At 71.8% G+C, this 23237-nt stretch carries 24 protein-coding genes; 16 read left to right on the plus strand and 8 right to left on the minus strand.

The features are described 5' to 3' along the window. The first annotated feature begins 1 nt into the window (after position 1). On the plus strand, positions 2 to 2038 hold the full coding sequence (gene pta, locus Dvina_RS12920; protein WP_223102721.1) for a phosphate acetyltransferase: 2037 nt from the start codon (positions 2 to 4) through the stop codon (positions 2036 to 2038). Positions 2039 to 2073: 35 nt separating this feature from the next. Beyond that, on the plus strand, positions 2074 to 2424 hold the full coding sequence (locus Dvina_RS12925) for a VOC family protein (protein WP_223102722.1): 351 nt from the start codon (positions 2074 to 2076) through the stop codon (positions 2422 to 2424). 1 nt (position 2425) lies between these two features. On the opposite strand, the gene Dvina_RS12930 is transcribed toward Dvina_RS12925, so the two are convergent. The 4 genes from Dvina_RS12930 to Dvina_RS12945 all read right to left on the minus strand — a co-directional run bounded on the left by Dvina_RS12930 (position 2426) and on the right by Dvina_RS12945 (position 4634). Further along, a complete protein-coding gene (locus Dvina_RS12930) occupies positions 2426 to 2773 on the minus strand; it encodes an ankyrin repeat domain-containing protein (protein ID WP_223105495.1) in 348 nt (115 codons plus the stop codon). A 240-nt stretch (positions 2774 to 3013) separates the two neighbouring features. After that, on the minus strand, positions 3014 to 3166 hold the full coding sequence (locus Dvina_RS12935; protein WP_223102723.1) for a hypothetical protein: 153 nt from the start codon (positions 3164 to 3166) through the stop codon (positions 3014 to 3016). 86 nt (positions 3167 to 3252) lie between these two features. After that, positions 3253 to 3846: a DUF305 domain-containing protein gene (locus tag Dvina_RS12940; protein ID WP_223102724.1), complete on the minus strand. Its 594-nt coding sequence runs from the start codon at positions 3844 to 3846 to the stop codon at positions 3253 to 3255. Continuing rightward, a complete protein-coding gene (locus Dvina_RS12945) occupies positions 3843 to 4634 on the minus strand; it encodes a lytic polysaccharide monooxygenase (protein WP_223102725.1) in 792 nt (263 codons plus the stop codon). Before Dvina_RS12945 ends, Dvina_RS12940 begins: the two co-directional genes overlap by 4 nt. Before the next feature lie 274 nt (positions 4635 to 4908). Between Dvina_RS12945 and Dvina_RS12950 the strand changes: the two genes are divergently transcribed. From Dvina_RS12950 to Dvina_RS12965, 4 genes are read left to right on the plus strand one after another with little or no spacing between them, the layout of a single operon-like run. Further along, positions 4909 to 5406, plus strand: coding sequence for a SigE family RNA polymerase sigma factor (locus Dvina_RS12950; RefSeq protein ID WP_223102726.1), 498 nt, complete (start codon positions 4909 to 4911; stop codon positions 5404 to 5406). Further along, the gene (locus Dvina_RS12955; protein WP_223102727.1) at positions 5406 to 6263 is read left to right on the plus strand and encodes a hypothetical protein; all 858 of its coding nucleotides are present in this window, start codon (positions 5406 to 5408) and stop codon (positions 6261 to 6263) included. The genes Dvina_RS12950 and Dvina_RS12955 overlap by 1 nt, the downstream gene beginning before the upstream one ends. Positions 6264 to 6316: 53 nt before the next feature. Then, entirely contained in the window at positions 6317 to 7516 is a 1200-nt protein-coding gene (locus Dvina_RS12960; RefSeq protein WP_246656184.1) for an MFS transporter, read from the plus strand. Then, positions 7513 to 8046 (plus strand): TIGR03086 family metal-binding protein, encoded by a 534-nt coding sequence (locus tag Dvina_RS12965; protein WP_223102729.1) that lies wholly within the window; start codon positions 7513 to 7515, stop codon positions 8044 to 8046. Before Dvina_RS12960 ends, Dvina_RS12965 begins: the two co-directional genes overlap by 4 nt. 37 nt (positions 8047 to 8083) lie before the next feature. Here the strand turns inward: Dvina_RS12965 and Dvina_RS12970 are convergent, their stop codons facing one another. The 3 genes from Dvina_RS12970 to Dvina_RS12980 all read right to left on the minus strand — a co-directional run bounded on the left by Dvina_RS12970 (position 8084) and on the right by Dvina_RS12980 (position 10556). Beyond that, positions 8084 to 8833 (minus strand): SGNH/GDSL hydrolase family protein, encoded by a 750-nt coding sequence (locus Dvina_RS12970; protein WP_223102730.1) that lies wholly within the window; start codon positions 8831 to 8833, stop codon positions 8084 to 8086. A 71-nt stretch (positions 8834 to 8904) separates the two neighbouring features. Continuing rightward, positions 8905 to 9468 (minus strand): hypothetical protein, encoded by a 564-nt coding sequence (locus tag Dvina_RS12975; protein WP_223102731.1) that lies wholly within the window; start codon positions 9466 to 9468, stop codon positions 8905 to 8907. Positions 9469 to 9719: 251 nt separating this feature from the next. After that, a complete protein-coding gene (locus Dvina_RS12980; RefSeq protein WP_223102732.1) occupies positions 9720 to 10556 on the minus strand; it encodes an aldo/keto reductase in 837 nt (278 codons plus the stop codon). A gap of 100 nt (positions 10557 to 10656) precedes the next feature. On the opposite strand from Dvina_RS12980, the gene Dvina_RS12985 reads away from it, so the two are divergent. Beyond that, positions 10657 to 11571, plus strand: a complete 915-nt coding sequence (locus tag Dvina_RS12985; protein WP_223102733.1) for a LysR family transcriptional regulator — start codon at positions 10657 to 10659, stop codon at positions 11569 to 11571. 14 nt (positions 11572 to 11585) lie between these two features. On the opposite strand, the gene Dvina_RS12990 is transcribed toward Dvina_RS12985, so the two are convergent. After that, positions 11586 to 12974, minus strand: a complete 1389-nt coding sequence (locus Dvina_RS12990; protein WP_223102734.1) for an aminotransferase-like domain-containing protein — start codon at positions 12972 to 12974, stop codon at positions 11586 to 11588. Between the two features lie 153 nt (positions 12975 to 13127). Between Dvina_RS12990 and Dvina_RS12995 the strand changes: the two genes are divergently transcribed. The 9 genes from Dvina_RS12995 (at position 13128) to Dvina_RS13035 (ending at position 23229) form a co-directional block, all read left to right on the plus strand. Then, positions 13128 to 13964 carry a nitrilase-related carbon-nitrogen hydrolase gene (locus Dvina_RS12995; RefSeq protein ID WP_223102735.1) on the plus strand — a complete coding sequence of 279 codons (837 nt, stop codon included), beginning with the start codon at positions 13128 to 13130 and terminating at the stop codon, positions 13962 to 13964. Between the two features lie 28 nt (positions 13965 to 13992). Beyond that, a complete protein-coding gene (gene hydA, locus Dvina_RS13000; protein ID WP_246656185.1) occupies positions 13993 to 15402 on the plus strand; it encodes a dihydropyrimidinase in 1410 nt (469 codons plus the stop codon). Positions 15403 to 15411: 9 nt separating this feature from the next. Next, complete coding sequence (locus Dvina_RS13005) at positions 15412 to 16896, plus strand: CoA-acylating methylmalonate-semialdehyde dehydrogenase (protein WP_223102736.1); 1485 nt, start codon at positions 15412 to 15414, stop codon at positions 16894 to 16896. Between the two features lie 4 nt (positions 16897 to 16900). Continuing rightward, entirely contained in the window at positions 16901 to 17914 is a 1014-nt protein-coding gene (locus Dvina_RS13010) for a TIGR03842 family LLM class F420-dependent oxidoreductase (RefSeq protein ID WP_223102737.1), read from the plus strand. Between the two features lie 7 nt (positions 17915 to 17921). Then, positions 17922 to 18782 carry an ABC transporter permease gene (locus Dvina_RS13015; RefSeq protein ID WP_223102738.1) on the plus strand — a complete coding sequence of 287 codons (861 nt, stop codon included), beginning with the start codon at positions 17922 to 17924 and terminating at the stop codon, positions 18780 to 18782. Further along, on the plus strand, positions 18779 to 19537 hold the full coding sequence (locus Dvina_RS13020) for an ABC transporter ATP-binding protein (protein ID WP_223102739.1): 759 nt from the start codon (positions 18779 to 18781) through the stop codon (positions 19535 to 19537). Before Dvina_RS13015 ends, Dvina_RS13020 begins: the two co-directional genes overlap by 4 nt. After that, positions 19534 to 20292 (plus strand): ABC transporter permease, encoded by a 759-nt coding sequence (locus Dvina_RS13025; protein WP_223102740.1) that lies wholly within the window; start codon positions 19534 to 19536, stop codon positions 20290 to 20292. Before Dvina_RS13020 ends, Dvina_RS13025 begins: the two co-directional genes overlap by 4 nt. Positions 20293 to 20310: 18 nt before the next feature. Continuing rightward, a complete protein-coding gene (locus Dvina_RS13030) occupies positions 20311 to 21435 on the plus strand; it encodes an ABC transporter substrate-binding protein (protein WP_223102741.1) in 1125 nt (374 codons plus the stop codon). A 132-nt stretch (positions 21436 to 21567) separates the two neighbouring features. Beyond that, positions 21568 to 23229 (plus strand): cellulose binding domain-containing protein, encoded by a 1662-nt coding sequence (locus Dvina_RS13035; protein ID WP_223102742.1) that lies wholly within the window; start codon positions 21568 to 21570, stop codon positions 23227 to 23229. Positions 23230 to 23237: the final 8 nt, after the last annotated feature.

Consider the following 23237-nt stretch of genomic DNA (forward strand, 5'->3'; position numbering starts at 1 on the left):
TGTGGCCCGCATCGTGTACCTCGTCGAGCACGGACCCGACTCCGGCAAGTCGGCCGTCGCCCTCGGACTCGCCGAACTGCTGTCGCGCAAGGTTCCGCGGATCGGGGTCTTCCGCCCCGTCGCCCCCGCTTCGCAGGACGTGCTGCTGGAGTTGCTGCGCTCGCGGTACAACATCGGTGACGAACGCCTCTACGGCGTCACCTATGCGGAGGCGTCGGCGATGTTCGCGGCCGGGCGCTCCGAGGAGCTCGTCGGGCTTGTCGTCGAGCACTTCCGCCAGGTCAGCCAGCACCACGAGGCCGTCGTGGTCATCGGCACCGACATCGACGACGACCTCGCCTTCAACGCCCGCCTGGCCAACGAGTTCGGCGCGGTCGTCGTGTCGGTCGTCAACGGCACCGGCGCCGACGAGCCCGCACTGGAGTCGATGGCCCGCCAGGCGTTCCACGCGCTGAGCGACCTGGACGCGACGGTCGCCGCCGTGGTGCTGAACAAGACGCCGGCAACGGTACCACCGCCGAAACTCCCGGTTCCCTGCTTCGTGATCCCGGAGGTCCCCACCATCGGGGCCCCGACCGTCGCCGAGGTCGCCGCCCAGCTGGGGGCCAGCGTCGTCACGGCCGGCACCGACCGGGACGCGGCGCTGGGGCGCGACGTGCTCGACTACGTCGTCGGTGCGGCCCAGGTGCCGACGGTGCTCTCCCACCTCACGCCCGACTGCCTGCTCATCACCCCCGGCGACCGGGCCGACCTGCTTGTCGCGGCCGGGGCGGCGCACGCGTCGGGCCTGATGCCCCTGGCCGGGATCGTGCTCACCCTCGGCATCGCGCCCGACCCGGCCGCGCTGGCGCTGTTCGAGCGGCTCAACCCGGGCCTGGCCGTGCTGTCCGTGCCGCGGGCCAGCTACGACACCATCGCGTCCTCGACCCGCATGGAGCACCGCCTGAGCGCGGCCAACCCGCGCAAGGTCGAGGCCGCGCTCGGCGCGTTCGAGTCCAATGTGGACACCGCAGCGCTGGCCGACGTGCTCGAGCTGACCGCCTCGTCGCGGGTGACGCCGCTGATGTTCGAGTACGACCTCATCGACCGGGCCCGGGCCGACAGGCGACGGCTGGTGCTGCCGGAAGGTACCGAGGAGAGGATCCTGCGGGCGGCGGACATCCTGCTGCGCCGGGGCGTCGCCGACCTGGTGCTGCTGGGCGACCCGGCGGTGATCCGGGCCAAGGCGCGCGACCTGAGCCTCGACCTCGCCGCCGCGTCCGTCGTGGACCCGGTGAGCAGCCCGCTGCGCGAGGAGTTCGCCGCCGTCTACCGCGATCTGCGGGCGCACAAGGGCGTCACGTTCGACCTCGCGCACGACGTGGTCGCCGACGTCTCGTACTTCGGCACGCTCATGGTGCAGCTCGGCCACGCCGACGGCATGGTGTCCGGGGCCACGCACACGACGGCGGCGACGATCCGGCCGGCCTTCGAGATCATCAAGACGGTCCCGGGCCTGAGCGTCGCCTCGAGCGTCTTCTTCATGCTGCTGCCCGACCGGGTCCTGGTCTATGGCGACTGCGCGGTCAACCCCGACCCGGACGCGGAGCAGCTGGCCGACATCGCGCTGTCGTCGGCGGACACGGCGGCCCGCTTCGGCGTGACGCCGCGCGTGGCGATGCTGTCGTATTCGACTGGCACCTCCGGGTCGGGCGCGGACGTCACCAAGGTGGCCGAGGCGACGGCCATCGTGCGCGCGCGGCGCCCGGATCTGCCGGTGGACGGCCCGATCCAGTACGACGCGGCCATCGACCCGGCCGTGGCCGCCACGAAGCTGCCCGGCAGCCCGGTCGCCGGGCAGGCCACGGTGTTCGTGTTCCCGGACCTGAACACGGGCAACAACACCTACAAGGCGGTGCAGCGCTCGGCCGGCGCGGTCGCGGTCGGCCCGGTCATGCAGGGCCTGCGCAAGCCGGTGAACGACCTGTCCCGCGGCGCCACGGTGAAGGACATCGTCAACACGGTCGCCATCACCGCGATCCAGTCTCAGGGCTCGTAGGGTTTCTTGTCGTACCCATGGGGCACGATGGGAGGATGATTGCGAGAGTTTCCGCCGTCGTCCTGGACACCACGGACCCGCAGGCGTTGGCCCGGTTCTACTCGGAGCTGCTCGACCTGCCGATCACGAAGGTCGACGGTGACTGGATCGACATAGGTGACGGCGCGAGCCGGATCAGCTTCCAGCACGCCCCCAACCACATCCCGCCGCAGTGGCCCGACCCGAACTACCCCCAGCAGATCCACCTCGACATCGTGGTCGACGACATCGACGCGGCCGAGGCGAAGGTCCTGCGCATGGGGGCGCAGCTGCTCTCCACGAAGGAGGCCGGCTTCCGCGTCTACTCCGACCCGGCCGGGCACCCCTTCTGCCTCGGATACAGCTGAATCACGCCTCCCGCAGGAGCGCGGCCATCTCGGGGAGCTTGAAGAAGCCCGCCGTGGCCGTCGCGGAGGGCGCGCCGCCGTCCGGGTCGGCGCCGGCGGCCAGCAGTGCGCGGACCGTCTCGGGGTTGCGGCGGAACACCGCCGCCGCGAGCGCGGTCTGACCGCGGTCGTTGACCCGATCGGGGTCCGCACCCTGCTCCAGCAGCGCGGCGACCGTGGCCGGGTGGTTGTGGTACGCCGCCAGGATCAGCAGCGTGTCGCCCTTGTCGTTGGTGAGGTTGACCGGCAGCCCGGCGACCACGTTGGCGACCAGCTCGCCGGTCTCGCCCGACCGCGCGAGGTCGAACATACGGTGCGCGAACGCGAGGGTCTCGTCATCCAGATCCGCCACACCTGACGCTCTACCCACTGCGCGGCCGGTTAGTCGCGGACCCGGCCGGCGGCAACGCCGCGGACCGGCGTGCGCTACCGACTGTGCTCCCCATCAACTGTGCCCCCGCCGACCGCGCGCCGATCGGCACGCGGCGCGATGCCGCGGGCCGATCCCGGCCGCGGGGCCGAGATCGGATCGAGCTGCCGGGCCGGCGGGTCAGCGGCTGGGCTGGCCGCTGCCCGGGCACTCGCCGGCGCCGGGGCCGGCACCGTCGGGCTGGTGGGCCGGGGTCGGGGAGCCGGCGTTCACGTGGACGCGGGCGCCGCACTTCGGGCAGCGACTGATGGCCTGCGTGGCGGTCGACGACATGGCGGTACACCTCCGATGAAAGGCAGAAGCCGGACCTAGGAGTGATTCCCCAGGTCCGGCCCTTCCGAACATCACATGTGCATGTGTCAGCCGGCGGCCAGGGTCAGCATCTGCTTGATCTGCTGCGTGCGCGACAGCCTGACGCGCTCCGCGAACTGCTGCACGGTGCCGTTCTGGCCGGTGGTCGCCAGCTGCTGGGCCAGCTCCACGGCGTTGTGCTGATGCGCGATCAGCAGGTTGAGGAACTTCGTCTCGAAGTCGGCGCCCGTCGCATCCTGCAGCGCCTGGATCTCCTCCGGCCCGGTGGCGGGCCGGCCGCCGTGGGCCGCGTGCAGGGCGGGGTCGGTGATCTCGGCCGCCGGGACGTTCCAGGCCTGCAGCCAGCGCTGCATGGACCGCACCTCCTCGGCCTCCACCACGTCGATGGCGCCGGCCAGGTCGACGACCTCCTCGCGGACGGCCTTCTGCTGGCCCAGCTTGAGCATCTGCAGACCCTGCTGCTGGTGGGCGATCATCATCTGCAGGAACATCACGTCGAACTCGTTGTGTGGGCCCGCGGCCGTCACGGCGTCGGCCTGGGCGATACCCTGGCTCGCCTCCAGCGGCGGGATGACGGCGGGCGACTTCGTGCAGGCGGCCAGGGAGAACAGCACCGCGAGCGCGATCAGGGCGCGTCTCATACCGGCAGCCACAGCGCGAGGGTGTAGATCGGCTCCCAGGTGTAGATGGACCGATGCGACTGCCGGCACTGGTACCGCTTCCCGTCATACGTCACCACATCGCCCACGTGATACAGCGTGTCGGCGGCCCACGCGACACCGGCGACGGGCGGCGGCGCCGTGGTGGCGGACGTCGCCGGGGCCTTGGTGGCGCTCTTCGTCGGCGTGGGTGCGGCGGTCCGGCTCGGCGCCGGGTTCGCGGTCTTCGTGGGCGTGGGAGTGGGGCTCGCGCCGCCGGAGCCGCCGATCTGCAGGTCGATGCAGTTGTAGAACGCGTTGGCGGTGTCCGCGATGTTCCAGACGGCCAGCACCTTCTGCCGCCCGGCGAAGCCGGCCAGGCTCACCTGGTGCGACACGGTGGCGTTGGGCTGCCGGCCGCCGTCGTCGAACGCCGCGATGCGCTGCCCGCCGATGTAGTACTCCCACGTGCTCGTCGCGTGCCGCGCCGTCAGCACCCAGTTGAACGTCACCGACGTCCCGACCGCCGTCGCCGGCCAGGTGCGGCTGTCATCGTCGAGCACCGCGAACCGCACGTTCCCGCCGGCACAGCTGCGCAGCCCCTTGGGCCCCTCGACGCTCTGCGGCTCGTACTGGATCGCGCCGCAGTCGGCCACCTTCCCCTGCGCGCACAGCGCCTGCCGGCTCGGCGGCGACGACACGTAGCCATGAGCCGAAGCCGGGTCCCCGAACAGGAGCGAGCCGGCCACGGCACCGAGGGCGACCAGCGGATACAGGACCGTTCTGCGCATTGTCGCCAACCATTCTCTCGGGTACTGCGAAACGTATCCGAGCGGCGCTTAACGAGCCCTCTTGCGATTTGCAAATCCGCCCTAACGCCGTTTTATGGTCCCGTTAATGGCCCGGTTCTCGCAGGTGAGCGGCGCGTGGGCCGATGGAACCGATTGGAACGCCATCGCAGCGGTGACGCGAGGGTGCGGCGAGCCGGGAACGGTCCGGCGCAGGTCTCACGTCATGACAACCATTTCCCGGCCCGACGTTGTTGACCGGCCAGGGAGGTGACAGGTGGAGGACTTCGAGGCGTACGTCGGCGTGGCGTGGCCGCGGCTGCTGCGCTCGGCGTGGCTGCTCACGCACGACTGGCACCGGGCCGAGGACCTGGTCCAGACGGTCCTGGCCCGCGGCTACGGTCGCTGGCCCCGGATCAAGGACGGTGCGCCCGACGCGTACTTCCGCGCGATGCTCGCCAGCACGTATCTGAGCTGGTGGCGGCGGCGCTGGCGGGGCGAACTGCCCACGGAACAGCTGCCGGAGCGGCCGGCGGGCGGGGGCGAGCTCGAAGGGGTCGAGCTGCGGCACCTGCTCGCCGGCGCCCTCGCGCGGCTGCCGCGGCAGCAGCGGGCGGTGCTGATGCTGCGCTTCCACGGCGACTTCACCGAGGCCGACACGGCCCGGGTCCTGGGTCTGCGCATCGGCACGGTGAAGTCACACACAGCGCGCGCCCTGGCGGCGCTGCGCCACGACCCGCAGCTGCGGGCACTGTTGAGCGAAGGAGTGCAGTGATGAGCGACGAGGAGGTCATCGACCTGTTCGATCGGGCGGTTGCCGAGGTCCCGCCGGCGCTGCTGCCGGCACCGCACGCAGCGATCCGGCGCCGGGTGCGCCGCCGCCGCGCGACCGGCTGGGGGGCCGCGACGGCCGCCGTCCTGGCCGTCGTCGCCGGGTTCGCGGTGGCGCGGGCAGATCGGGCATCCGACTCGCCGCAGCCGGCCGCGTCAAGGGAGCCGGCGGCGACGGCGGGCGTGCCGTGGGCCGGCGCCCGGATCGACCGGGCCGGCACCCGGATCACGGTGTACGCGGTGCCGAGGCTCGGCAAGTGCGTCGAACGGGACCCCGCCCACGACGATCTGGTGCTCACCGACGACAAGATCACAATGTCCCTGGACGGCGCATACACCGGCTGTGCCGACGACACGCAGGTGACGGCCCGGACCTTCGAACTGCCGCAGGCGGCCGGGACCCGGCTGCTGGCCGACGGGCGCAGTCCGTGGGGGCAGCCGTTCATCTTCTCCGACACGGACCTGCCGGACCTCGCGGCCGGCGGGTGGAGCGAGCAGCCGCCGTCATGGCTCGGCTCCGGCGACCCCACCCTCGCGCTCCGGTTCACCCGGCCCGGCGGTCCGGACCTCCGGGTGCTGGCGGTCCGCTCGCAGCCGGAGCCCGGCAGCCAGGACGAGACGCCCGATCACGCCCTGATGGTGAACGGCAAGCGGATCGACGTGTACGGCCGGGCCGGCCGCCTGACCGCCAGCTGGTGGTCCGCCGACGCCGGGGCCGTGCACTTCACGATGGACGTGTCGGGCGCGGCGCTCGGAGTGTCGGAGTTCGACGCGATGCTGCGTGGCCTGACCTGGGCGTGATGCCGCCCTGACCGGGCCCCGCACCGGGCGACCCGGCTGGCATGATCGATCGCATGTCCATCTCCGCGGTGTTGCGGGCGGCGCAGGTCGCCCGGGTGCTGGCGGCCGGCTGTATCGGGCGGTTGCCGCTCGGAGCGGCGCCCGTCGCGCTGCTGCTCTACGCGCGCGAGAGCGTGTCGATCGCCGCGGCCGGGCTGCTCGTCGGGGTGTACACGGCCGGGCTGGCGGTCGGCGGTCCGGTCCTGGCCCGGATCGCCGACCGGTTCCGGCAGCCGCCGGTGATGCTGAGCGGGGTCGTGCTGTCCACCGTCGGCTTCGTGGTGCTGGTCCAGGGTGTACCGCTCTGGGCCGCCGCGGTCGCCGTGCTGTTCGCCGGTCTCGGTGCGCCGCCGTTCGAGGCCGGGCTTCGGGTGCTCTGGCGCGACCTGCTCGACGAGACGCAGCTGCAGACGGCCTACACGCTCGACATCGCGGTGCAGGAGCTCATCTTCATCTTCGGGCCGCTCATCGCCGGGCTCGCGGTCGCGGCCGGGGGTGGGGCGGCCGGGGTGTACGTCACGGCCGGGCTGCAGCTGCTCGGAACCGTGTGGTTCGTGACCACACCGGCGGTGCGCGGGTGGCGGGGTGAGCGGGCCGAGCGGCACTGGGCGGGGGCGCTGCGCTCGCGGCCGCTGCGGCTGCTGCTCACGGCGGTGGTGCTGGTCGGGGCCGGGGTCGGGTCGCTGCCGGTGGCGATGCTCGACTACGCCGAGTCGGTCGGGCACCGGTCGTTCTCCAGCTGGCTGCTCGCCGCGCAGGCGGTCGGGGCGCTCATCGGCGGGCTGGCCAACACGCGGCTGAACGTGAACGCGCGGCGGCTGCCGGTGCTCGGTGGCCTGCTCGGGATCGGCTACGTCCCGCTGCTGCTCACGCCCGGCAACGCGCTGCTCATGCTGCCGCCGGCCGTGCTGTGCGGGCTCTGCCTGCCGATCCTGCTGACCGCCGCGTTCCTCACCGTGGACCGCGTGGCTCCGGCCGGTACCGCCGCCGAGGCTTTTGCCTGGGTCGCCACCGCATTCTCGGTCGGGGCGGCGCTGGGGGCGGCGGTGGACGGCGCGATCCTCGACGCGGTGAGCTCCACCCGGGCCGGGTTCGTCCTGTCCCCGGTGGTCATTCTGCTGGCGGTGCCCTGGCTGCGGCCGGTGGCCCGCCATGCGCCTGGCGGGAAAGTTCAAGACTCCGGGGGTACCGCCACGGCATCCTCGCAAGCATGAAGAAGCACTTGCTGCTGGCGGAAGCCGCACCTGTCACGCTGGCCGTCGTCGACCTCGTGAAGCCGGGTGACCTGGACCGGGCCACGCCGTGCGCGGAGTGGGACGTGCGCGCGCTGTGCGCGCACCTGCTGGAGTGGGGGCCGCCGCTGGAGGGCGCCGCGCGCAAGGAGTCGGTGCCGCCCGGGGACGGCTCGGGGGACGTGCGCGGGCAGTTCGAGCGGCTGGCCGCCGGGTGGTCGGCGCCGGCGGCGTGGGAGGGCATGACCGTCATGGCCACGATGGAGCTGCCGGCCGACCTGGTGGGCGGGATGGTGCTCGCGGAGTTCGTCCTGCACGGGTGGGACCTGGCCCGGGCCCTGGACGTGCCGATCGCGTTCCCCGACGACGTGCTGCGCCTGATGTACGACGAGGTGGCCCGCACGGCCGATCAGGGTCGCGCGATGGGGGTGTACGGGCCCGAGGTCGCGGTGCCCGCGGATGCGCCGCTGTTCGACCGGGTGCTGGGGCTCAGCGGCCGCACGCCGGGCTAGTACCGCAACTGCCTACTCCATGATCGGCAGGACCCGCCTAGGCGCCGACGGCGGTCCAGACGGGGTACTTCGGCGCGCGGCCGTCGCCGGACGAGCGGCCCTGCAGCCGGCGGGTGACCCAGGGCAGGACGTGCTCGCGGTAGTACTTCGCCTCGGCGAGCAGGCCGCGCGCCGAGGCCGGGCCGGGGTCGACCCGGTGAGCGGTCGTCGGGTGGCCGAGGGCGGTGAGCACGAGCCCGGCCACGCGGCGGTGGCCGTTGGCGTTGAGGTGGAGGCGGTCGGCGGACCAGTAGGGCGCCCGGCGGATCTCCTGGTCGCCGAAGATGTTGACGAACAGGGCGTCGTACTTCGCGGCCAGCTCCGTGACGGCCGCGGACAGGATCGTGCCCTTGCGCCGGATCACGTGGCCGAACGGCAGGTGCTCCGACGGGTCGGCCCCGCTGAGCAGGAGCATCTTCACCCCGGCGGCGGTCGTCTTGCGCAGCGCGACCTCGGTGAGCTCCAGCAGCCGGTCGATGTCCGTGCCGCGGCGCATCATGTCGTTGCCGCCACCGTTGAGCGACAGCATCGTGGGCGCCGGGTCGAGGCCGAGCGCCACGTCGAGCTGCTCGTCGAGGATGGGTCCGAGCAGCCGCCCGCGAATGGCGAGGTTGGCGTACTGCACCGGCTCGCCTGTCGCCTCGGCGATCCCGGCGGCCACGAGGTCCGCCCAGCCGCGCGGGGTCCCGTCGGCCCGCTCGTCGCCCATACCTTCGGTGAAGCTGTCCCCGATCGCCACGTACCGCACACGACCATCATGCTCTTGCACCGAGGCTCCGTCACACGCGGGTCGGCGGTGCTCGCGCGGGTCGGCGGTGCTCACGCGGCGAGGCCGAGGGCCCGGCCGTCGCGACCCTGCGCCCGGGCCCGGCGCCGGTGCGCCAGGCGGTACAGCGGGCCGAGCGCCAGCCCGGCCGCGAACGCCCAGCCGTGATGGTCCCCGGCCACGATCAGCACCGCGGCGGCGAGCACCGCGACCCCGACGAGCGTGAGGTCGGCCCGGCGCGGCCGGCGGCTCCGCGCGAACTGGTAGCACCAGGCGCCGGCCACGATGACGACGATCGCCACGCCGAAGTTCACGAGGAGGCCCAGGGTGATGGCGGCCAGGAAGTAGCCGACGAACATCAGCGACACCGACGGCGCCCGCTCGCCGAGCACGACGGCCACCGCGAGCAGCGCCGCAACCCCGAGCACGGCGACCGACGTGCCGCCGCCGGGCGGCTCGAGCCAGTAGCCGGTCGCCTGCCCGGCGACCCCGCCCACGGCGTAGCCGGCCAGCCACCACCGCGGCCCCAGCACCCACTCGGCCCCGACCCCGATGACCGCGAGGAACAGCATGTTGCTGACGAACTGCGCGGTCCCCGACACTCCGGGCGACGCCATCTGTGTGAGCAGCGGCGAGAACAGCCGCCACCAGTGCCCCCACGTGAGCCCGGCGGGGTCGCGCTCCAGCGCCGCCCCCCAGCCGGGAACCGTCCACTGTAGAATCTCGGCGACCGCTGTCACGGCGAACACGATGGCGGTGACGATCGGGAACGGGCGCTGTCTCATACGGCAAGCGTAGGAATCGCGGCCGTCGGCGCGGTAGGGACAAATGTCACCGGAGTTCCGGTGCAGATCGCCGTGCGCCGCGCTCAGGCGCCGAGCTGGGCGATGTCGTCGGCGGTGAGGCGGAGGCGGGCGGCGGCGATGTTCTCGTCCAGGTGGGCCGGCGAGGACGTGCCGGGGATCGGCAGCATGACGGGGGAGCGGTGGAGCAGCCAGGCGAGGGCGACCTGGGTGCGGGTGGCGCCGTGCCGGTGGGCGACCGCGGCGACCGGGTCGTCGGCGGCGGCGCCGGTGAAGGGTGCGACCGGGAGCCAGGGGACGAAGGCGATCCCGTGCTGCCCGCAGTAATCCAGGACCTCCTCGGAGGCTCGGTCGGTGAGGTTGTAGCGGTTCTGGACGCTCACGATCGGCGTGATCTTCGCGGCCTCGGTGAGCTGGGCGACGGTGACTTCCGAGAGGCCGACGTGGCGGACCTTGCCCTCGTCCTGGAGCGTTCGCAGCGCGCCGATCTGATCCGCGAGCGGCACCGCCGGGTCGATGCGGTGCAGCTGGTAGAGGTCGATGCGGTCGAGCCGCAGCCGGCGCAGGCTCAGCTCGGCCTGCTGGCGCAGGTATTCGGGGCGGCCGAGCGGGATCCACCGGCGACCCAGGTTGATCTGGCCGCCCTTGGTGGCGATCACCACGCCCGGCCGGTACGGGTGCAGCGCCTCGGCGAGCAGCGCCTCGTTGTCGCCGAAGTCGTAGGAGTCGGCGGTGTCGATGAAGTCGACGCCGAGCTCGACCGCGCGCCGGGCGACGGCTCTCGACGCGGAGCGGTCCAGCCGGGCCGGCGCGCCGGTCAGCCGCATGGCGCCGAATCCGAGCCGGTGCACCGGCAGGTCGCCACCGATGGTCACGGTGGTGGTGTCGGACAACGTGTGCATTGCTCACCTCAACAGGTCGGGAGTACGCCATCCACGTTGACGTGAGCTATACATAAGGACAAGTGATTGTTCGTTCACTCCACCGCGTAGCATCGCTACAGTGTTGAACCTGGAGCGGCTGCGCGTGCTGCACGCGGTGTTCACGACCGGGTCCATCGTCGGCGCCGCCCGCGCCCTGCACGTCACCACCTCCGCCGTCTCGCAGCAGATGGCGCGGCTGGAGCGGGAGGTGGGCCAGCGGCTGCTCGAACGGCAGGGCCGGGGCGTGCGGCTGACCGAGGCCGGCGATCTGCTCGCCCGCCACGCCGGCGACCTGCTCAGCCACGTCGAGCGGATCGAGTCCGGCATCGCCGGGCACCGCGGCGCGGTCGCCGGGGCCCTGGCCGTCGCCGCGTTCGCGACCGCGGCGCGCGGGCTGCTGCCCGCCGTCCTGCGGGACCTGCGATCGCGGTATCCGGACCTGTCGGTGGCGCTGTCCGAGCGGGAGCCGCACGAGGCGATCCCCGCCCTGGCCCGCGGCGACCTCGACATCGCGGTCGTGCAGGACTGGGCCGACGATGCGCTGCGCATCCCGGATGACCTGGCGTGGCGGCACCTCCTGGACGACGTCCTCGACGTGGCGCTCCCGGCCGATCACCCGCTGGCCGGGCGCGCCGCCGTGGCCGTGCGTGAGCTCGCCGGCGAGGACTGGATCAGCTGGAGTGCCGGGCAGATGTGCCACGACTGGCTCGTGCGGACACTGCGCATCGACGGCGTGCCGCCACGTGTCGCGCACACCGCCTCGGAGCACTCGACGCAGCTCGCGCTGGTCGCGGCCGGCCTCGGTGCGGCGGTGATCCCGCGGCTCGGCCGCGATCCCGTGCCGCCGTCGGTCCGCTTCGTCCCGGTCGACCCGGCGCCGGTCCGGCGCGTCCTGGCACTCTGGCGCCGCAGCGCCACCGGCCGCCCCGCCGTCGGCGCCGCCCTCGACTCGCTCCTGCGGCACTGCACACCGGCGGCGGGCATCGGCCGATGAGCCCGGCGACAGCCCTAGCGCCAGCCGCGGGGGTGGGTGGCCGACCGCGGGCCGCTGCCGCGCAGCTCGGCGCCCGCGGCCTCGGCGAAGATGTCGGCAAGCGCGGCGTAGTCGTCGTGGATCAGGCCCGCCGTGATGCGGACGTGGTCGGTGTCCAGGTGGGTGACCTCGAACGGGGCGCCGGGGGCGACGGCTATCCCGTGCGCGGCAAGCGTCAGGAGGGCGACCTGCTGGTTTGCCACGGCCATCCAGATGTTGATGCCGTCGGCGCCGGTGGCGGTGACGCCGCGGGCCTCGAGGGCGGTCAGGAGGGTGGTCCGGCGGCGGGCGTACTCGGCGCGGGCGTCGGCTACCTGCCGTACGGTCGCCGGGTTCTGCAGGAGATCGAGCAGGACGGCCTGTAGCAGGCGCGACGACCAGCCGGGGCCCAGCAGGCGGCGGTCGGTCACGGCGGTGACCACCCGGGACGGGCCGCCTATGGCGGCCAGGCGCAGGTCCGGGCCGTGGCTCTTCGAGAAGCTGACCACGTGGACGGTGCGGTCGGGTAGGCGGCGGCCGAGGCTGACCGGGGCGGCGGTGGCGATGGCGCCGGCGTGGTCGTCCTCGATCACGGTGATGCCCGGGTGGCGGGCCAGGATCCGGGCCAGCTTGTCGGCGCGGGCCGCGGTCATGCTGGTGCCCGTCGGGTTGTGGGCCCTCGGCTGCAGGAACAGGGCCACCGGGTCGCAGGTGCCCAGCGCGGCGGTCAGGGCGTCGGGGCGCAGGCCCTGGTCGTCGAGCGGCACGCCCACCACCGTCGCGCCGACCGTTTCCAGCAGGTCGAGCGTCGGGGGGAATGCGGGGTCCTCGACCAGGACGTGGTCGCCGAAGCGGACCACGACGCCGGTGATGCGGTCCAGGGCGTCCATGGCGCCGTCCACGACCGTGATCGCCTCCGGCGGGAAGGGCCAGCGCTCGCGGAGGACCTCCTCCAGGCCCGGCAGCACGGCGCCGTCGAGGTAGGACGTGGTCAGGCGGGCGTCGCCGATGCGCCGCAGGGCCTCGCTGAGACCGGGCAGGAGGTCGTAGTCGGGGATGCCGGTGGAGAAGTCGCGGATCAGGCCGCCGCGGACCTCGCTGACCCGGCTGCCCAGCTGGGCGTAGCGCAGGCGCTGGCGGGGGACGGCGGGGGCGGCCACGAAGGTGCCCGAGCGGCCCCGGGTCTGGATGGCGCCCGCGCGGGCCAGGCTGCGCCACGCCTCGCTGACAGTTGTCGGGCTGATCCCGAGCTCGCGCGCGACGTCGCGGACGGTCGGCAGGCGGGCGCCGGCGGGCAGCGTGCCGGCGGTGACAAGGCGGCTCACCGCAGCCGCGATGCCCCGGGCGCTGCGGTCGTCGACGGCCCCGGTGATGAGCGCGAGCAAATTACATCTCCGAAACATTCTGTAACGCTTGGACCATTGTCCGCCTAGATTTGTGTCGTTAGTGTCCTACGGCATCCGACCCGAGACAAGGCTCGGTCCTATGCCCGGACAACCCCGCTACGGCCAATGTGGACCGACCAGAGAGGGGCAGCCATGACAGTCGTCCGCGCCGCCATCGTCCAGACGAACTGGACAGGCGACAAGGAGTCGATGATCAAGGCGCACGAGGACTACACCCGCCAGGCCGCCGCTGCGGGCGCCCGGGTGATCTGCTTCCAGGAGCTGTTCTACGGCCCGTACTTCTGCCAGGTGCAGGACTCCGCGTACTACGAGTACGCCGAGTCGATCCCCGGCCCGACCACCGAGCGCTTCCAGGCCCTCGCCGCCGAGCTCGGGATGGTCATGGTGCTGCCGATGTACGAGCAGGAGCAGCCCGGCGTCCTGTACAACACCGCGGCCGTCGTCGACGCCGACGGCAAGTACCTCGGCAAGTACCGCAAGAACCACATCCCGCAGGTGAAGGGGTTCTGGGAGAAGTTCTACTTCCGCCCCGGCAACCTCGGCTACCCCGTCTTCGACACCGCCGTCGGGAAGGTCGGCGTCTACATCTGCTACGACCGGCACTTCCCCGAGGGTTGGCGGGCGCTGGGGCTCAACGGCGCACAGATCGTGTTCAACCCGTCGGCCACGTCCCGCGGGCTGTCGGCGTACCTGTGGCAGCTGGAGCAGCCGGCGTCGGCCGTGGCCAACGAGTACTTCATCGGTGCCATCAACCGCACCGGCATCGAGGATCTCGGCGACAACGACTTCTACGGCACCAGCTACTTCGTCGACCCCGAGGGCAAGTTCGTCGGCGAGGTCGGCGACTCGCACAACCCCGAGCTCATCGTCCGCGACCTCGATCTCGACCTGCTCGCGACGGTACGGGACAGGTGGCAGTTCTATCGCGACCGCCGCCCGGACGCCTACGGAGAGCTGGTCCAGCCGTGATCGCCGCGGAGCGAAGCGAGGAGGCAGCGTGACCGGCTTGCTGATCAAGGGCGGTACCGTCGTCGGGCCGCAGGGCGCCATCCCCGGTGACGTGCTCGTCGTCGGCGAGAAGATCTCCGCGATCTTCATGCCGGGCGACGGGCCGGTCGAGGGTGACTTCGAGACCCTCGACGCGACCGGGAAGTACGTGATCCCCGGCGGCGTCGACGCCCACACGCACATGGAGCTGCCCTTCGGCGGCACCTTCGCCAGCGACACGTTCGACACCGGCACGCGGGCGGCCGCGTTCGGCGGCACGACCACGATCATCGACTTCGCCGTCCAACGCACCGGCGAGGTGGTGCAGGACGGCCTGGCCGCCTGGCACGCGAAGGCGGCCGGCGAGTGCCACGTCGACTACGCGTTCCACCAGATCCTCGGCGGCGTCGACGACGAGTCGCTCAAGGCGATGGACCAGCTCGTCACCGACGAGGGCATCACGAGCTTCAAGCTGTTCATGGCGTACCCCGGGGTCTTCTACAGCGACGACGGGCAGATCCTGCGGGCCATGCAGAAGGCCCGGGACAACGGCGCCATGATCATGATGCACGCCGAGAACGGCCCGGCCATCGACGTGCTCGTCAAGCAGGCGCTCGAACGGGGCGAGACCGATCCGCTGTACCACGGCCTGACCCGCCCGGAGGCGCTGGAGGCGGAGGCGACGAGCCGCGCGATCTGGCTGGCCAGTGTGGCCGCGGACTGCCCGCTCTACATCGTGCACCTCTCGGCCAGCAAGGCCCTCGAGCAGGTCGCCGCCGCCCGCGACCTGGGGCGCAACGTGTTCGCCGAGACCTGCCCGCAGTACCTGTACCTCACCCTCGAGGACCAGCTCGGCGCCGACGGGTTCGAGGGTGCCAAGTGGGTCTGCTCCACCCCGCTGCGCAGCAAGCACGAGCCGCACCGGGCCGACCTGTGGAAGGGCCTGCGCAGCAACGACCTCTCGGTCGTCTCCACCGACCACTGCCCCTTCTGCTTCAAGGACCAGAAGGAGCTGGGCATCGGCGACTTCTCGAAGATCCCCAACGGCATCGGCAGCGTCGAGCACCGCGTCGACCTGCTGTACCAGGGGGTCGTCGACGGGAAGCTGTCGCTGGCCCGCTGGGTCGAGACGATCGCGACGACCCCCGCGCGCATGTTCGGCCTGTACCCGCGCAAGGGCATCGTCGCGCCCGGGTCCGACGCCGACATCGTGCTGTACGACCCCTCGGCGCGCACCCGCATCAGCGTCGAGACGCACCACATGAACATGGACCACTCGGCGTGGGAGGGCTACGAGATCGCCGGCAAGGTCGACACGGTCATCTCCCGCGGGACCGTGATCGTCTCCGGCGACGCCTACCACGGCCGCAAGGGGCACGGACAGTTCCTCCGCCGCGGACTGTCGGACTACCTCCTCTAGGAGCTGGCAATGCGAGAGATCAAGCACTGGCTCGACGGGCAGGCCGTCGCCGGGACGAGCGGCCGGCAGCTGCCGGTCTGGGACCCGGCCACCGGCGAGCAGCAGGCGTACGTCGTCGCCGCGACCGCCGCCGAGACCGACGCCGCCGTGGCGAGCGCCCTGGCCGCGTTCCCGGCCTGGCGGGCCGCGTCGCTGTCCCGCCGGGCCGAGGTGATGTTCCGGTTCCGCGAGCTCGTCGACGCCAACCGCAAGGAGATCGCCGCGCTCGTCTCGGCCGAGCACGGCAAGACCGTCGCCGACGCCGAGGGCGAGCTGGCCCGCGGCCTGGAGAACATCGAGTTCGCCACCGGCGCCCCGCACCTGCTCAAGGGCGGCTACAGCGAGCAGGCCAGCACCGGCGTCGACGTGTACTCGATCCGCCAGCCGCTGGGCGTCGTCGCCGGCATCACGCCGTTCAACTTCCCGGCGATGGTCCCCATGTGGATGTTCTGCAACGCGCTGGTCTGCGGCAACACGTTCGTGCTCAAGCCCAGCGAGAAGGACCCGTCCCCGGCGCTGCTGCTGGCCGACCTGCTGCGCCAGGCCGGCCTGCCCGACGGCTGCTTCAACGTGGTGCAGGGCGACCGCGAGGCCGTCGAGCGGCTGCTCGTCCACCCCGACGTGCAGGCGCTGAGCTTCGTCGGCTCGACGCCCATCGCGAAGGCCGTCTACGAGGCCGGCACCCGGGCCGGGAAACGGGTCCAGGCGCTGGGCGGAGCCAAGAACCACATGGTCGTACTGCCCGACGCCGACATCGCCGCGGCCGCCGACGCCGCCGTGTCCGCGGGCTACGGCTCGGCGGGCGAACGGTGCATGGCGGTCTCGGTCGTCGTCGCCGTCGGCGCCGTCGCCGACCCGCTCGTCGCCGCGATCAGTGAGCGGATCGGCCGGATCGCGGTCGGCCCGGCCACGGACCCGGCCGCCGAGATGGGGCCGCTCATCACCCGCGAGCACCGCGACAAGGTGGCCGGCTACCTCGCCGAGCCGGGCACGGCCGAGGTCGTCGTCGACGGCCGGGACGCACCCGTCAGCAGCGGGCCCGGGTTCTTCCTCGGCGCCTCACTCGTCGACCGGGTCACGACCGACTCGCCGCTGTACACCGACGAGATCTTCGGGCCCGTCCTGTCCGTGGTGCGGGCCGACTCCTACGACGAGGCCGTGCGGCTCGTCAACGACAACGAGTACGGCAACGGCACCGCGATCTTCACCCGCGACGGCGGTGCGGCCCGGCAGTTCCAGTACGACGTGGTCTGCGGCATGGTCGGGGTCAACGTCCCCGTGCCCGTCCCGGTCGCCTACTACAGCTTCGGCGGCTGGAAGTCGTCGCTCTTCGGCGACCTGCACATGTACGGCCCCGAAGGCATCCAGTTCTACACGCGCAGCAAGGTCGTGACCTCGCGGTGGCCGGACCCGGCGACCTCGCGGGTCGACCTCGGATTCCCGAAAGTGCGGTGACCCGATGGACGTTGGGGTGGTGCTCCAGTGCGATCCGCCCGCGATGGGCGTGGTCGAGCTGGCGAAGAAGGCCGAGGCGGCCGGGTTCAGCCACGTGTGGACGTTCGACTCCCACGTGCTGTGGCAGGAGCCGTTCGTCATCTACAGCAAGATCCTCGCCGACACCGAGCGGGTCGTCGTCGGCCCGATGGTGACGAACCCGGGCACCCGGGACTGGACTGTCACCGCGTCGCTGTTCGCCACCCTCAACGAGATGTACGGCAACCGCACGGTCTGCGGGATCGGCCGGGGCGACTCGGCCGTGCGCGTGCTCGGCTCGCGGCCGACCACCCTGGCCGAGCTGCGGGAGAGCATCGAGGTCATCCGCGAGCTCGGCAACGGCCGGGCCGTACACCTGCGGGATCGGGATCTGCAGTTCGCGTGGGCGGCGCAGAGCCGCCTGGAGGTGTGGGTCGCGGCCTACGGGCCCAAGGCGCTGGCGCTCACCGGTGAGGTCGGCGACGGCTACATCCTGCAGCTGGCCGACCCCGACATCGCGGCGTGGATGATCAAGGCGGTGCGGGCCGCGGCGGAGAAGGCCGGCCGCGACCCGGCGGCCATCAAGTTCTGCGTCGCCGCGCCCGCATACGTCGGGGACGACTCGGCCGAGTCCCTGGCCCACCAGCGGGACCAGACCCGCTGGTTCGGCGGCATGGTCGGCAACCACGTGGCCGACATCGTCGAGCGCTACGGCGCCGACGGGGCCGTGCCGGCGGTGCTCACCGACTACATCAAGGGCCGCAAGGGCTACGACTACGCCGAGCACGGCCGGGCCGGCAACACGCACACCGACTTCGTCCCCGACGAGGTCGTCGACCGGTTCTGCATCCTCGGCCCGGTCGAGCACCACCTGAAGCGCCTCGCCGAGCTCAGGGAGCTCGGCGTGGACCAGTTCGCGCTGTACCTGCAGCACGACGCGAAGGAGTCCACGCTCGCCGCCTACGGCGAGCACGTCATCCCGTTCGCTTCATCGAAGTGATGTCTGGATGAAGCGAATCCTGGGCGCCCTCGCCGGCCTGGCCGCCTTCGTCCTGCTCTGGGAGGGCTACAAGGCGGTCGGGAACGACGAGGGCACCGTCCTCTTCGGCGTGCGCATCCTCCCGCGCGCCGACGATCTCTCGATGCCCCATCTGTACTCCGTGATCGAGCGACTGTCCCGCCCGGAGCTCACCGGCGGGCGCCCGATCTGGCGGGTGGTGCTCGATGCGTGCCTCTTCACCCTGGGCGTCACCGCCGTCGGCTTCGCCGCGGGCGTCCTCATCGGCTTCGTCCTGGCCGCCCTCATGCAGCGCTTCCGGGTCGTCGAGCGCGGGCTCCTGCCGTACGTCGTGCTGTCCCAGACGGTGCCCCTCGTCGCCCTGGCGCCGCTCGTCGCCGGCTGGAGCGGTGCGCTGTCGTTCGGGCCGTACCCGTGGCAGGACTGGATGACCGTGTCCACGATCGCCGCCTACCTCGCGTTCTTCCCGGTCGCCGTGGGGCTCCTGCGCGGCCTGCAGTCGCCGTCCGCGGCCGGCGTGGAGCTCATGCGCAGCTACGCCGCCGGCTGGTGGCGCACGTTCGTGAAGCTGCGGCTGCCCGCGGCACTGCCGTTCCTGTTCCCGGCGCTGCGCCTGGCCGGGGCGGCCGCGGTCGTCGGCGCGGTGGTCGGTGAGATCTCCACCGGCACCCGCGGCGGGATCGGGCGGCTGGTCATCGAGTACTCCCGCGAGGCCACCTCCGACCCTGCGAAGGTCTACACCGCCATGCTCGGGGCCGCGCTGCTCGGGCTGTGCGTCGCCGGATTCGTGAGCCTGCTCGAAGTTCCCCTGATGCGGCATCGGCGTAAGGTCGAGGTGAACGTCATATGACCGCGGTGTCGATCGCCGGTGTCACCAAGGTGTTCAATCAGGGCCGTCCCGACGAGGTGACGGCACTGTCCGATGTGGACCTCACGGTCGACAGTGGACAGTTCGTGTCGCTCATCGGCCCGTCCGGGTGTGGCAAGTCCACGCTGCTGCGGCTGATCGCCGACCTCATCGCGCCGAGCTCCGGCACCGTCACCGTGGCCGGGAAGCCGGCCGGGCAGGCGCGCCGCGACCAGGAGTACGGCATCGCGTTCCAGCAGGCCGGGCTCTTCGAGTGGCGCACCGTGCGGCGCAACGTCGAGCTGCCTCTGGAGCTGCGCAGGATCCCGCGGCAGCGGCGGCGGGAGCGGGCCGAGGAGATGCTCGCGCTCGTCGGGCTCGCCGAGTTCGGCGGCCACTACCCGGCCCAGCTCTCCGGTGGCATGCAGCAGCGGGTGGCGATCGCTCGCGCGCTGGCGGTGCACCCGAATCTGCTGCTGATGGACGAGCCGTTCGGCGCCCTCGACGAGATGACGCGGGAGCGCCTGCAGACGGAGCTGCTCCAGATCTGCGCGACGACCGGCACCTCCACCGTGTTCGTCACGCACTCGATCTCCGAGGCGGTGTTCCTGTCCGACAAGGTCGTCGTGATGTCGGCCCGCCCCGGCCGGATAACGACAACTATCGATGTCAACTTCGAGCGGCGCGATGAGGCGACCCGGCAGTCGGCCGAGTACTTCGAGGTGGTCACGGCCGTGCGGAAAGCGCTGCGGTCATGAGACGGGTCGTGCGGGTCCTCCCTCCGGTCCTCGTCGGCCTGCTCGGGCTCGGCCTGTGGGAGCTGGTCGTCAAGGCCGGTCGGATCGCGCCGTTCATCCTGCCGGCACCGTCGGCGATCTGGGCCGAGCTCGTCGAGCAGCGCTCAAACGTGCTCGACGCGGCCCTGGCCAGCGGGGCCAACGCCCTCGCCGGCCTGATCGGCGGGACCGTCGTGGCGATCCTGGCCGCCCTCGCCACCAGCCGGGTGCGAGTGCTCAGCGAGATCTCGGTGCCGTTCGCGGCAGTGCTCAACGCGCTGCCGATCATCGCCCTGGCCCCGATCCTCAACAACATGTTCGAGTCCACCAGCAGCGTGCCACGCCGGCTGGTCGCCGGGATCATCGTGTTCTTCCAGGTCTTCATCAACACCCTGCGCGGCCTGCGGGAGGTCGACCCGACCCACCGCGAGCTGATGGACAGCTACGCCGCGGGCTCATGGACGTTCGCCCGGCTCGTGCGGCTGCCGGGCGCGCTGCCATACCTCTTCACCGGCCTGCGACAGGCATCGTCGCTGGCCGTCATCGCCGCGGTCGTCGCGGAGTACTTCGGCGGGCTGCAGGACGGGCTCGGGGCGCGGATCACCTCGGCGGCCGCGTTCACCGCGTATCCGCGGGCGTGGGCCTTCGTGGTCGGCGCGTGCGCCCTCGGGCTCGTCTTCTACCTCACCACGCTCCTGCTGGAGCGGCTCGCGATGCCGTGGAAGTCCCGTTTCTGACATTCGGGAAGGTCCCCCATGAAAAAGTTCGCCTTCGTCCTCGCGGCCGGGCTGGTCCTGGCCGGCTGCGGCACTGCCGATTCCACGTCCCCCACCACCACCACAAGCGGCGGCCTGACCACCGTGAAGCTCCAGCTGCAGTGGTTCTACCAGGCCCAGTTCGCCGGCTACATCGCCGCCGTCGACAAGGGCTTCTACAAGGAGCAGGGCCTCGACGTGCAGCTGCTCGAGGGCGGCGTCGACATCGTGCCGCAGACCGTCCTGGCCACGGGCAAGGCGGACTACGCGGTCGCCTGGGTGCCCAAGGCCCTCGCCTCGCGCGAGCAGGGCGCCGGCATCACCGACGTCGGGCAGATCTTCGCCCGCTCCGGCACCTACCAGGTCGCGTTCGCCAGCTCCAACATCAAGTCCCCGGCCGACTTCAAGGGCAAGAAGGTCGGCAACTGGGGCTTCGGCAACGAGTTCGAGCTCTTCGCCGGCATGACCAAGGCCGGGCTCGACCCCGGCAAGGACGTCACCCTCGTCCAGCAGCAGTTCGACATGCAGGCGCTGCTGAAGAAGGAGATCGACGTCGCGCAGGCCATGTCCTACAACGAGTACGCGCAGCTGCTGGAGGCCACCAACCCGGCCACCGGCCAGCTGTACAAGCCCGAGGACTTCTCGATCATCGACTGGAAGACCGTCGGCTCGTCGATGCTCCAGGACGCGGTGTGGGCCAACACCGAGAAGCTCAAGGACCAGGCGTACCAGGACCGGACGGTGAAGTTCCTGACCGCCACGATCCAGGGCTGGGCCTACTGCCGCGACCACGCCGAGGAGTGCCGCGACATGGTCGTCGCCAAGGGCTCGAAGCTCGGCAAGACCCACCAGCTGTGGCAGATGAACGAGGTCAACAAGCTCATCTGGCCGGCGGCGAAGGGTGTCGGCCTGGTCGACGAGGCCGACTGGAGCCGCACCGTCGACATCTCGCAGACGACGAAGAACCAGACCGGCGACACGGTCCTCAAGAAGAAGCCCGAGGGCCTCGCCTACACCAACGACTACATGCAGAAGGCCCTCGACGCCGCCAAGGCGGCCGGCGTCGACACGACCGGCTCCTCCTTCAAGCCGACGACCGTCACCCTGACCGCCGGCGGCGCCTGACGTAACTTTCAGCGGCCCGGGGCCGCCGGGGACAGGTGACCTGCCCCGCAGTCGCCCCGGGCGTTGACGCCGATCGCCTGGCGTGGGCCTACTGAAGCGCTTCAGTAGACCCACGCCAGGAGGCGTCCGCCAATGCATCAGCCCGATCGCCCCGCGGCCGGCCGGCCGTCGCTGCGGCGCCGGTTCGCGCTCGCCGCCGCGGCCTGTGTCGCGGTGCTCGCCGCCGCCGTCGCCGTGCCGCTCGTCCACGCGTCCGCCGCCACCGCCGGCTTCGTCAGCCGCTGCGGCATCCACTTCTGCCTGGGCGGCCACCCGTACTACTTCGCCGGCGCCAACGTCTACGACACGTTCACCTACGGCGGCAGCTACGGCGACACCGAGACGCAGTGGATGGACAAGACCCGCATCGACAACCACATGGCCGAGCTGGCGGCCGACGGGGTCACCGTGCTGCGCACGTGGATGTTCGACCACGAGACCTGGCACGGCTTCGAGCCGAGCAAGGGCGTCTACAGCGAGCAGCAGTTCGCCGAGTTCGACTACATCCTCTACTCGGCCGCGCAGCACAACATCCGGGTGATACCGGTCTTCGAGAACTACTGGGAGGCGTACGGCGGCATCGACACCCGGCTGTCCTGGGAGGGCCTGGGCACCGGGCAGGCGAACCGCTGGCGGTTCTTCAACCAGGCCGCGTGCCCGGGCTGCTTCACGCAGTACCAGCATTACGTGTCCTACGCGCTGAACCGCACGAACCACTACACCGGGGTGAAGTACAAGGACGACCCGGCGGTGTTCGCGTGGGAGCTCATGAACGAGCCGCGCTACGAGGGCCAGGGCGCCGCGGAGAGCGTGAACGGCACCACCCTGCGCAAGTGGGTCGACACCATGGGCGCCTACATCAAGGGCATCGACAGCAACCACATGGTCGACGCCGGGCTCGAGGGGCACGGCACCAGGTACGGCTTCGGCGGCGACGAGGGCAACCCGTTCGTGGCCGTCCAGCAGTCGCCCTACATCGACTTCACCTCGGCGCACCCGTATCCGAACGAGGGCTGGGCCAACCTCACGCTCGCGCAGACGGTCACGCTCGTCGACGCCTGGCTGGCCGACTCGCACGACGTGGTCGGCAAGCCGTTCTTCCTGGGCGAGTTCAATACCCAGGGCGTGGACCGCAGCACGTGGTGGAGCTCCATCTACGGCGACCTGCAGAGCCGGGACGCGGACGGCAGCGCGTTCTGGTGGTATCCGGACGCGCAGGCGGGCGGCGACAACTACAGCGTCAAGAAGGGCGCGCCGGAGCTGTCGGTGTTCCGGGCCCACTCCGCGTTCATGGCGGCCAAGAGCGGTGGCAACCCGCCCGTCTCCGGCAGCCCGTCGGCGTCGCGGTCGGTGTCGTCCTCGCCGTCCCGGCCGGCCTCCGCCTCCGCCTCGGCCTCACCGTCGCGCTCGTCGTCGTCGCCCTCGGCCCCGGCCGCCGGCGGGTGCCGGGTCGGCTACGCGCTCAACGACTGGGGCGGCGGCTTCACGGCCACCGTGACTGTCACCAACCCGGGTCCGGCGCCGATCACCGGCTGGACCCTGAAGTGGACGTTCGCCGGCAACCAGGCGATCGGCAACGCCTGGAACGCCACCGTCACGCAGTCGGGCCAGGCGGTGACCGCGGCCGCCATGTCGTACAACAGCACCATCCCGGCGGGCGGCAACGCACAGTTCGGCTTCCAGGGCACCTACAGCGGCGCGAACGCGGTCCCGGCGCAGTTCACCCTCGACGGGGTGGCCTGCGCCAGGACCTGACCCCGGTT

The organism is Dactylosporangium vinaceum, assembly GCF_019904175.1.
Lineage (GTDB): Bacteria > Actinomycetota > Actinomycetes > Mycobacteriales > Micromonosporaceae > Dactylosporangium > Dactylosporangium vinaceum.